The organism is Mesorhizobium sp. M4A.F.Ca.ET.090.04.2.1, from assembly GCF_003999085.1.
Taxonomy (GTDB): Bacteria; Pseudomonadota; Alphaproteobacteria; order Rhizobiales; family Rhizobiaceae; genus Mesorhizobium.
Genome location: NZ_RZOT01000173.1, coordinates 1 through 10634 on the forward strand (window position 1 = coordinate 1; position 10634 = coordinate 10634).

The following is a 10634-nucleotide window of genomic DNA, read 5'->3' on the forward strand; positions in this document are numbered from 1 at the left end:
CTTCAGATGGTCGCCACCCAGGCGCGGGCAATGGCCAGACCGGCGGCGTCGGCATCGGAACCATTGCGGGTGATTTCGCCGTCGAGCCGATCGTTCCAGTCGGGATGGCGCTCGGCGATGAGGGAGGCGAAGGATGTGCTCCAGTCGCGCACCATCGGCGTATCCGCCTCGAAATGGAACTGGAAGGCGTAAACGGCGCGGCCAAGGCGGAAGGCCTGGTTCTCGGCGACGGCGCTGCCTGCCAGCCGCACGGCATTCTGCGGCAGCGCGAAGGTGTCGTCGTGCCATTCGAAGATCGGGAAATTCTCCGGCAAGGCTGCCAGCACCGGATCGGTCTTGGCCGCCGGCGTCAGTGACACCTGGTGCCAGCCGAACTCGGTGGCACCGCCGATCTGGTTCTCGCCGCCGAAGGCCCGCGCCAGCAACTGGCTGCCGAGGCAGATGCCGAGCACCGAGCGGTCCCTGTCGGCGAAGTCGCGGGTCAGATCGAGCAATTCGGGGAAATAGGGGCAGAGTTTGTCATCGAGCGCGTTCTGGGCGCCGCCCAGCACGACTATGGCGTCATGCTCGCCGCTGTGCTCGGGCAGGGCCTCGCCACGATAGGGCTTGCGCAGATCGATATCGGCGCCAGCCTCGACCAGTGCGGCGCCGATCTGGCCAAGGCCCTCATTGTCGAAATTCTGAACGACCAGGACGCGCATCGAAACCCTGCTGACATGATATTGATCCCGCGAGCGATATCATGGCGCCCGCATCGCAGCCAAGAAGGAACGCCTATGCCACTGCAGAACCGGGTCGATCCGTTCGGCGCAATCCACGCGGTGCCCGAACGCGGCCTGTTCACCGGCAATCGCGGCATCATCCACGACCCCGAGACGAAGACGCTGTTGAGGAAGCGCTGGGCGCTTCAGGCCTGGATCATCTGCGTGTGCCAATTTCGCAATGTGCGACGCGAGCCGATGGGCCGCAACAGGCAGGGCGGCAAGGCGGGCTGGACCGAGCTGTTCTTCCTCGACGAGGTGACGGCGCTTGCCGCCGGCCACCGGCCCTGCTTCTTCTGCCGGCGCGAACGGGCGAGCGACTTCGTCCGCCGCTTCGGCGGGGCGTTCGGCATCGCCGAGCCGCGCGCGCCGATGCTCGACAAGCGGCTGCACAGGGAGCGGCTGGCGGCTGGCGGCCAGCCGCCGGCGGTCAAGCCGGAAGCGCTGGCCGCCCTGCCCGATGGCGTCATGGTTGCTGACGGCAACGCGGCTTATGCCCTGCACGGCGGCCAAGCGCTGCGCTGGTCGTTCGCTGGCTATGGCGCGCCGGCCGCTTTTGGCGATCTGGCCGGCCGGCCACTCCGGCTGCTGACACCGGCGACCACCATTTCGGTGCTGCGGCAAGGCTACGTGCCGGCATGGCACCCTTCCGCCGAGGCTTGACGGCAAACACCGCCTCGCCCATTGCTCGGCCATGCGCGCCAATTACAAGATGCAGCGGCTGTTCGTGCCTGACGATCTCGGAACCGGCATTGAATTCGATGCCGGGCCACAGCAAAGCCATTACCTGATGCATGTGCTGCGGCTCGGCGAAGGCGCGGAGCTCCTGGTGTTCAACGGCCGCGACGGCGAGTGGTCGGCGGCGATCGCGGCAAAGTCCAAAAAGGCGGTTCGGCTGAAGGTTGCCTCCCTGCAGCGGCCGCAGCCGCCGCTGCCCGATCTCGTCTACTGCTTCGCGCCGCTGAAGCAGGGACGGCTCGACTATCTGGTGCAGAAGGCGGTCGAGATGGGTGCCGGTATCCTGCAGCCGGTGATTACGCAACACACGCAAGTGGCCAAGCCAGGCATCGAGCGGCTGCGCGCCAATGTCGTGGAGGCGGCCGAACAATGTGGCATCCTGGCGGTGCCTGAGGTGCGCGAGGCGGAAAAATTCGAACGCCTGCTGACAGGCTGGGACAAGGAACGGCGGCTGATCTTCTGCGACGAGGATGCCTCGACCAACAATCCGCTGCCGGCGCTGCAGGCGGTCGACGAGACCAAGCTCGGCCTGCTGGTCGGACCGGAGGGCGGCTTTTCCGACGACGAGCGCAAGATGTTGAGGGCGCTGCCTTTCGTCACCGCCATCCCGCTCGGGCCGCGCATCCTTCGCGCCGACACGGCCGCGGTGGCCGCGCTTGCGGTGATCCAGGCGACAATCGGTGATTGGTGATCAATTCGAGTTGAGCCCTGGCTCAGGATTTTTCGCTTGATCGGCTACTGACATTTCGTCCATCTAGCGCCGGCGGTCGTTCGGCCGCCTATAGCGCCGCGCTCTTTTGTGCGCACAAGGAACGCTGTAGCACTATGGTTTGGCGCATGATCGGTCTTGGGGATCACGCGTCGGGAGGGCTTCTGATGGCGCGCGACACGACCGATTTCCGGCCCATCGAGGGCGTCGACGAACTTGTCGCCTACCTGGCCGCCGGCAATAAGCCGCGCGACCAATGGCGTATCGGCACCGAGCACGAGAAGTTTCCGTTCTATGTCGACGGCAATGCGCCGGTGCCCTATGGCGGCGAGCGCGGCATCCGCGCCATTCTAGAGGGCATGCAGCAAAAGCTCGGCTGGGATCCGATCATCGATGACGGTCGCATCATTGGCCTGGTCGAGCCGACCGGCCAGGGCGCGATCTCGCTTGAGCCGGGCGGCCAGTTCGAGCTCTCCGGCGCGCCGCTGGAGTCGATCCACCAGACCTGCCGCGAGGGCAATGCGCATCTTGCGCAGGTGCGCGAAATCGCCGAGCCGCTCGGCATCCGCTTCCTCGGGCTCGGCGGCAGCCCGAAATGGTCGCTCGCCGAAACGCCCAAAATGCCGAAGTCGCGCTACGAGATCATGACCCGCTACATGCCGAAGATCGGCACCAAGGGCCTCGACATGATGTACCGCACCTGCACCATCCAGGTGAATCTCGACTTCGAGAGCGAGGCGGACATGCGCCGCAAGATGCAGGTCTCGCTCAAGCTGCAGCCGCTGTCGACGGCGCTGTTCGCCAACTCGCCCTTCACCGAAAGCCGACCGAACGGGCTGCAGAGCTGGCGCGGCGACATCTGGCGCGACACCGACAACCAGCGCTCCGGCCTGCTCGAATTCTGCTTCTCGCCCGATTTCGGCTTCGCCGACTATGTCGAATGGGCGCTCGACGTGCCGATGTATTTCGTCATCCGCGACGGCCACTATCACGACATGACGCACATCACCTTCCGCCAGTTCATAACAGGGGCCGCCCGCAATGAGGTCCCGGACGGGCTGCCGACGATGGGCGATTGGGCAAACCACCTGTCGACGCTGTTCCCCGACGTCAGGCTGAAGCGCTTCCTCGAAATGCGCGGCGCCGATGGCGGACCGTGGCGGCGCATCTGCGCGCTGCCGGCCTTCTGGGTCGGGCTGCTCTATGACGAGGCCGCGCTGGACGCCGCCGAGGCGCTGACCTCGAACTGGACCTACAGGGAAGTGCTGGCAATGCGCAACGCCGTGCCGGAGCTGGGCATTTCGGCGCCGTTCCGCAACACGACCTTGCGCGATGTCGCGCGCGACGTGCTCTCCATCTCGCGCTCGGGGCTGAAGAACCGCGCACGCAGGAACCGTGATGGCTATGACGAGACCTCGTTCCTCAACACGCTGGACGAAGTGGTGGCGCGCGGCACGACAAGCGCCGAGGAGATGCTGTCGGCCTACCACACGCGCTGGGGCGGCTCGATCGAGCCGGTGTTCATGGAGTATGCCTACTGACCCTTCGCCATCCGACCGGTTGAGGCTTCGGCAAAAGCCGCTTCAATCAAGGATGGAAACGAACTAGGTTTCTCCAACGAGGATGTTCCCGGAGGAGATTCCAATGCCTTCCCTGTTCGACATATTCGCCCAGGCGCAGAACGGCGCCGGCATGCAGGCGCTGGCTCAGCAGTTCGGGCTTTCGATGCAGCAGACCCAGGCCGCGGTCGAGGCGCTGCTGCCTGCCTTTTCGCAAGGGCTGCAACGCAACACGGCCGACCCCTACGGGCTCGGCGCCTTCATGACCGCGATGGCGAGCGGCCAGCACGCCAAATATTTCGAGGACGCGACCCGGGCCTTCTCGCCGCAAGGCATCAACGAGGGCAACGGCATTCTTGGCCATCTGTTCGGCTCGAAGGAGCTGTCGCGGGCCGTGGCTGCCCAAGCCGCGCAAGCGACCGGTCTCAGCCAGCAGGTGCTGCAGCAGATGCTGCCTGCGATGGCCTCGATGATGATGGGCGGGCTGTTCAAGCAGACCACCAACCAGATGCAGGCGGCGGGCGGCTTCGGAGGCGGCGGCAATCCGCTCGGCGAGATCATAGAGCAGATGATGCGGCAGGCGGGCGGCAGCGCGCAGCAGCCGCAACAGGCGCCCAATCCCTATGGCGACAACCCGCTCGGCAAGGTGCTGCAGGACATGTTCGGCGGTGGTGCGCAGCAGCCGCAGAGCCAGCCGCAGCAGGCGCCCAATCCCTATGGCGACAATCCGCTCGGCAAGGTCCTGCAGGACATGTTCGGCGGCGCGCAACAGCCGCAAGGCCGGACGCAGCCGCAACAGACGCAAAGTCCCTTTGGCGACAATCCGCTGGGCAAGATGTTCGAGGAGATGCTGCGTCAGAGCGGAGGCGGCGGGTTCGGCCAGCCGGTGCCACAGCAGCAGGCACCCCAGCAGCGCGAGGCGCCGCAACCGCAGACCAACCCGAGCGGCAGGCCGAGGAACCCGTTCGACGATCTGTTCGGTAAGATGTTCGAGACCGGCGCGCGGCAACGCGACGAGTACCAAAAGGGCATGGAATCGATCTTCGATCAGTTCAAGCGCGGCATGGATCGACGTTAGCCCGAAAAGAAGAGCCCGGTCCTTGGGAGGACCGGGCAGCGTGCAGGCAGGCCGGGGGGAACCGGCAGGGAGTGGGGAGCCTGCATGAACCTTGGTCGCCGCGCCCCTTGAAAAGGTTCAGGGCGACCGAATGCACCAGCCGGCTGGATCAAGCCACCTTGCGGGCGAGATCCTCGATCGAGCCGACCCGGTCGCTGGCGATGGCGCGCAGCTTCACCGTCGGGTCACGCCCGAAGGGCACAGCGACGGCGACGTGGAGGTCGGCGCGCGTCAGCCCGATATCGGCGAGTTCGGCATCCGACATCTCGCCGAGGCGATAGAATTGGCGGCGGTTTTTCCAGGCGCGGTAGGCATCAGCGATGGCATTGGCCACGCGCGCCGCTACGGACGGACGCGTGGTGATGCGCGAGGTCTCGGTGGCGAAATCAAACGTGGTCATGTCAGTCCTCCTTCAGAGTCGAGCGGGCGAAGCCGGGCAAACGTCGCTGGGAGGAGCGCCGTTCCGGTCTCGATTCACATGCCTTCATGTGGATGTTGGAGAATGTGCCACGGTGCGATTGATTAATCCAACGAATGTTTCTAATCTTTAGCATCAACATCAATGATGGATTGGACCGATGAAAGCGCCACTCGATCTCGATCAGTTGCAAACCTTCATCTCGATCGCCGATACCGGCAGCTTCACCCGCGCGGCGGAAGAGGTGCATCGGACGCAGTCGGCGGTGTCGATGCAGATGCGCCGGCTGGAGGAGCGGATCGGCAAGCCGCTGTTCGAGAAGGACGGCCGCACCAACAAGCTGACCGAGGAAGGCGACAGGCTGCTTTCCTATGCGAGGCGGCTGATCTTCCTCAACCGGGAAACGCTGGCCGCCTTCGACGACAAGCGACTGGAAGGCACCATCCGCATCGGCACGCCGGACGACTATGCCGACCGCTTCCTGCCAGAGATCATGGCGCGCTTCACGCGCTCCAACCCGCGGGTCGAGCTGACAGTCATCTGCGAGCCGACGCCCGGACTGGTCGAACACATCAAGCGCGGCAATCTCGACCTGGCGCTGGTGACGCACAACGACACGCGCGGCCAGTCGGAAGTGGTGCGGCGCGAGCCGCTGTTGTGGGTGACCTCGGCCAACCACGCCACGCATGAGCAGGAAATCCTGCCGATGGCCTTCGGCCGGCCGAACTGTATCTGGCGCCGCGCCGCGGTCGACGTGCTCGACCGGCAGAACCGCGAGTACCGCATCCTGTTCTCGAGTTTCTCGGCGACCGTCATCACCGCCGCGGTGCTTTCCGGCCTCGCGATCTCGGTGCTACCGGAATGCGCGCTGCGGCCCGGCATGCGCGTGCTCGGCGAGGCCGACGGCTTCGGCACCCTGCCCGACTGCCGCATCGGCATCATGCGTGGCCAGACCTCGCAGCCGGAGATCGTCGACGCGCTCGCCCGCCACATCTGCGAAAGCCTCGACAACATCTCGGTGCCGCTGGGCGAAGAGACGGGAAACTTCGACTTCGCCGCGCTCGCCTTTACCAAGATGAAGCGGACCAAGGCAAACCAGATCATGCCGGGCTGGTAGGGCCTGTTTCCGGGTCAGAGATGCCCTAGGCCCGGGCGGCCGCCGGCACGACGTCGTCCGGCGAAGCCAGACCGGAAAGACCGAGCAACTGGCCCGGTTCGAGCGGTGGCGACAGGAAATAGCCCTGGAACTGCCGGCATCCCATGGCGACCAGCAGGATCTTCTGCGCCTCGGTCTCGACACCCTCGGCGGTGACGTCGACGCCGAGCGCGACGGCGAGGTCGATCAGCGCCTTGACGATCGCCGCCGCATTGCCTTCGCCGTCGAGCAGCCGGACGAAGGAGCGGTCGATCTTGAGCTTGTCGATGGCGTGGCGGCGCAGATAGCTCAGCGACGAATAGCCGGTGCCGAAATCGTCGAGCACGATGCCGATGCCCGACTGGCGCAAGGCGGCCAGAGCCGCCCTCGAGGCATCGCTGTTCTCCAGAAGCACACTTTCGGTGATCTCGAGTTGCAGGCGCTGCGGCGCCAGTCCGGTGTCGGCAAGGATCGACGCAACCTGTTCGGCAAAGCCGGCGTCGCGCAGTTGCAACGGCGACACATTGACGGCGAGCCATGGCAGTTCGGTCCGCACGGCGAAACGGCAGGCTTCCTGCAGCACCCATGCGCCGAGTTGGCCGATCATGCCGCGCTCCTCGGCAATGGCGATGAACTGCGCCGCCGGCAAAGCGCCATGCACCTCATGCCCCCAGCGGATCAGCGCCTCGGCGCCGAGGATCGTCTTGCCGTTTGCCGCGAACACCGGCTGATAAGCGAGCCCGATGCCGGTGCCGCCATCGAGGGCCTTGCGAAGCTCGGTCTCAACCTTGCGCTTGCGTAAGAGAAGGTCGTCCATGTCGCCGGCGAAGACCTGGTGCCGGCCACGGCCGTTCTTCTTGGCCTCGTAAAGCGCGATGTCGGCCTTGCGCAGCAGGTCATCGGCATCGGTCTCGGCCTCGGCCGACAGCGCGATGCCGATGCTGGCGCTGACGAAGACCTGGTCGTCGATGAGCTTGAACGGCTCCTGCAACTTCTGCAGCAGCCGCTCGGCAATGTCCTCGGCGGCGCGGATATCGCGGATGTCGATGAGGATCAGCGCGAACTCGTCACCCCCCAGCCGCGCCACGGTATCGACTTCACGAATGGTGTGCTGGAGCCTGGCCGCAGTCTGGCGCACGAGCTCGTCGCCCGCCGGATGACCGAGCGTGTCATTGATATGCTTGAAGCGGTCGAGGTCGAGATAGAGCAGCGCCACTTTCCCAATGTCGTGACCGGCCTGCCCGGTCCTGAGCATGGCCTGCCGCAGCCGATCCTCGAACAGGGCCCGGTTGGGCAGGCCGGTGAGCGTGTCGTGGAAGGCGAGATACTGCGCCCGATCCTGGCTGGTTTGCAGCGCCGAAGAGGCGCGGCGCAGGCGCCGCAGCAGGAATGCAAGCACGCTCGCCGCGAGCAGCAGGCCGACGATCAAGGCAGGGGCAGCCTTGCGCACCAGCGTCAGACCGGGACGTTCCTGATCCCAGCCGATATAGCCGAGAATGACGCCGCGAGAATCGACCAGCGGAATGGCGGCCGAGCCGCTGGTTTGCGAGAGCGGCAGCAGATGCGCGCCGGCCAGCAGGTATTTTTCGGCAATCTTGCCGATGACCGCGTCGTTGATGAACTCGACCGAGATGTGGAGGTATTCGCTGCCCCGTGCCTGGGTGAGCCGGTTCGTGCTGGGGACGAGCGGCATGATGCTGAGTATGGCCGGCTTGCCGCCGAGCGACACCAGGTCTTCGCCGACCATCTTGGCCGGCGCGGCCGAAGCGTCCTCACTCGGCGGCTCGGCCATCTTTGCGCGCAGCCTTTCGATGGTGGGCCGCAATTCGGGCTCATCCTCGCCATAGACGGACGGGTCGAGCACCTTGCCTTCCCGCATGGCGTGTACCGGACGGTTTGCGGCATCCAGCACATAGACCCGGTTGTGGCCGTAATAGGAGTACATCCAGACGCTGAGGTTCTCCTCTATCCAGGCCTGGTTTCCCGCCTTCACGTTGATGATGGAATCATCCCAGACGGTCACGCTCTCCTGCTCGCGCTCGACCGCCGCGATCTGATCCTTCAAGCCATTGGCGAAGAATATCTTTTGCCGTTCGAGCGAGACATGGTCGGCCTGGGCGGTGGCATAGAAACCAAAGCCGACGACCATGGCCAGCGCAAAGGCGGCCAGCATCAACACGGTCAGCGTGACCTGATGCGTCAATGGGCTTTGGCTTGCGCGTGCGCTCATGCGTTCCTGGCCGGCTGCGTTACGGCGAACTCAAAGCAAATCGGGCTTAAGATCGCGTTATTGTATTAGCGAGGATTGAGCGCCGCCTTGACGCGGACAGGCAACCGCCCCTCAATCGGCCGATGAGCGACACGTCCGAATCACGCAGCAACGCCACCGAATACACGGTGAGCGAGATTTCCGGCGCGCTGAAGCGCACGGTGGAGGACGCGTTCGGCAATGTGCGGGTGCGCGGCGAGATTTCCGGCTATCGCGGCCCGCACTCGTCCGGCCACGCCTATTTCGCGTTGAAGGACGACCGCGCGCGGCTCGATGCCGTGGTCTGGAAGACCACGATGAGCCGGCTGAAATTCCGTCCAGAGGAAGGGATGGAAGTGATCGCCACCGGTAGGCTGACGACCTATCCCGGCAAGTCCAACTACCAGATCGTCATCGACAATCTGGAACCGGCCGGGGCCGGCGCGCTGATGGCGCTGCTCGAGGAGCGCAAGCGCCGGCTGCAGGCGGAAGGCCTGTTCGATGCCGGCCGCAAGCGGCGGCTGCCGTTCATGCCCAGCGTCATCGGCGTCGTCACCTCGCCGACCGGCTCGGTGATCCGCGACATCATTCACCGCATCAAGGATCGCTTCCCGCTGCACGTTCTGGTCTGGCCGGTCAGGGTGCAGGGCGAGACGGCCGGCACGGAGGTGACTGGCGCGGTCAATGGCTTCAACGCGCTTACCCGGGATGGCGCCATCCCCCACCCCGACGTGCTGATCGTGGCGCGTGGCGGGGGCAGCCTCGAGGACCTTTGGGGCTTCAACGATGAAAGTCTGGCGCGAGCGGTCGCCGCCTCGCGCATCCCGGTGATATCAGCCGTCGGGCACGAGACGGACTGGACGCTGATCGACTTCGCGGCCGACATGCGGGCGCCGACGCCGACGGGTGCGGCCGAAATGGCCGTGCCGGTCAAAGCCGACCTCGAAGCGACCCTAGCCAGCCTCGGCGCGCGGCTCAAGGCAGCGGCCTCGCGCAATTTCGAGCGCAAGCGCCAGGCGGTACGCGCAGCGGCGCGGGCGTTGCCCTCGCCCGACCAGTTGCTGGCGCTGCCGCGCCGCCGCTTCGACGAGGCGACGAGCCGGCTCGCCCGGGCGCTGACGGTGAGCATCGAGCGCAAGCGGGCAAGGCTGGAGCGGCGGCGGCTGACGCCCGCCACACTGTCCCGCCGCATCAACGAGGCGCGCACGCTGACCGGCCGCGATCTGGCGCGCGCGAAGGCTGCCTTCTTCGCCATCGTGCGCGAAAGGCGGGCACGGTTCAAACGTACCGCTGCACGGCTGTCGCCGGCGCCGATCGCAAGACGACAGAAGGTGCAGGCCGATGCTCTGACCGGGCTGACACGGCGCCAGGACCATGCGATTGCGCGAAGGCTGGACCGGTTGCGCGCGAGCCTGACCCAGGCCGACCGGCTTTTGTCGACGCTTTCGCACAAGGCGGTGCTGGCGCGCGGCTTCGCGCTGGTCAAGGATGCCGAAGGCGCGGTGATCAAGCTGGCGGCGGACGTCGCGCCGGGGGCGGCGCTGTCGCTGGAATTCGCCGACGGCAGCGCCGACGCGATCGCCACCAGCGGCGCCGCGCGGCCGAAGGCGCCTGCCAAGCCCGCTGCCAAGACCAGGGAGCCGGGCAATCAAGGCTCGTTGTTCTAGCGCCGGTCAACCTTTCATGTAATCGCTGAACCGCCCTAAGTATTTGGTTTGACGCAATTCCGGATGGAAAACCGCTACGCACTTTTCCTGGAATTGCTCTAAGGTACGGCATGACAGGACATGATCCGCACCTTGCGACGCCGTCGGGAAGGCCACGCGCCCGATATTTCGGCATCGGCTTCGACGGCACGCCGGGCGAGTCCAACGCCATCACCGACGTGGCCGGCGTGTCAGTGGGCTACACGACGCTGATCTCGGGCGACGGGCCGCTGGTCGTCCTGT

9 protein-coding genes and 1 pseudogene are annotated in these 10634 nt (G+C 65.7%); 7 read left to right on the forward strand and 3 right to left on the reverse strand.

Annotation, left to right across the window (positions count from 1 at the left end):
• Positions 1-2: 2 nt before the first annotated feature.
• Positions 3-701, reverse strand: a complete 699-nt coding sequence (locus tag EN781_RS14340; protein WP_126056414.1) for a type 1 glutamine amidotransferase — start codon at positions 699-701, stop codon at positions 3-5.
• Positions 702-776: 75 nt separating this feature from the next.
• Between EN781_RS14340 and EN781_RS14345 the strand changes: the two genes are divergently transcribed.
• The 4 genes from EN781_RS14345 to EN781_RS14360 all read left to right on the forward strand — a co-directional run bounded on the left by EN781_RS14345 (position 777) and on the right by EN781_RS14360 (position 4845).
• On the forward strand, positions 777-1424 hold the full coding sequence (locus tag EN781_RS14345; RefSeq protein ID WP_126056415.1) for a hypothetical protein: 648 nt from the start codon (positions 777-779) through the stop codon (positions 1422-1424).
• A gap of 31 nt (positions 1425-1455) precedes the next feature.
• Positions 1456-2190, forward strand: a complete 735-nt coding sequence (locus tag EN781_RS14350) for a 16S rRNA (uracil(1498)-N(3))-methyltransferase (RefSeq protein ID WP_126056416.1) — start codon at positions 1456-1458, stop codon at positions 2188-2190.
• A 185-nt stretch (positions 2191-2375) separates the two neighbouring features.
• The gene (locus EN781_RS14355) at positions 2376-3749 is read left to right on the forward strand and encodes a glutamate--cysteine ligase (RefSeq protein ID WP_126056417.1); all 1374 of its coding nucleotides are present in this window, start codon (positions 2376-2378) and stop codon (positions 3747-3749) included.
• Between the two features lie 103 nt (positions 3750-3852).
• Positions 3853-4845, forward strand: coding sequence for a DUF937 domain-containing protein (locus tag EN781_RS14360; protein ID WP_126056418.1), 993 nt, complete (start codon positions 3853-3855; stop codon positions 4843-4845).
• A 148-nt stretch (positions 4846-4993) separates the two neighbouring features.
• Here EN781_RS14360 and EN781_RS14365 read toward each other — a convergent pair whose 3' ends face one another.
• On the reverse strand, positions 4994-5284 hold the full coding sequence (locus EN781_RS14365) for a DUF1127 domain-containing protein (RefSeq protein WP_126056419.1): 291 nt from the start codon (positions 5282-5284) through the stop codon (positions 4994-4996).
• Between the two features lie 178 nt (positions 5285-5462).
• Here EN781_RS14365 and EN781_RS14370 point away from each other — a divergent pair, with 178 nt between their 5' ends.
• Positions 5463-6419 carry a LysR substrate-binding domain-containing protein gene (locus EN781_RS14370; RefSeq protein WP_126056420.1) on the forward strand — a complete coding sequence of 319 codons (957 nt, stop codon included), beginning with the start codon at positions 5463-5465 and terminating at the stop codon, positions 6417-6419.
• Between the two features lie 25 nt (positions 6420-6444).
• Here EN781_RS14370 and EN781_RS14375 read toward each other — a convergent pair whose 3' ends face one another.
• Positions 6445-8667, reverse strand: coding sequence for an EAL domain-containing protein (locus EN781_RS14375; RefSeq protein ID WP_126056421.1), 2223 nt, complete (start codon positions 8665-8667; stop codon positions 6445-6447).
• Between the two features lie 122 nt (positions 8668-8789).
• Between EN781_RS14375 and xseA the strand changes: the two genes are divergently transcribed.
• Together xseA and EN781_RS35300 are read left to right on the forward strand one after the other, a co-directional pair.
• On the forward strand, positions 8790-10352 hold the full coding sequence (gene xseA / locus EN781_RS14380; RefSeq protein ID WP_127400080.1) for an exodeoxyribonuclease VII large subunit: 1563 nt from the start codon (positions 8790-8792) through the stop codon (positions 10350-10352).
• 110 nt (positions 10353-10462) lie between these two features.
• Positions 10463-10634: pseudogene (locus EN781_RS35300) on the forward strand (S58 family peptidase); the annotation flags it as partial.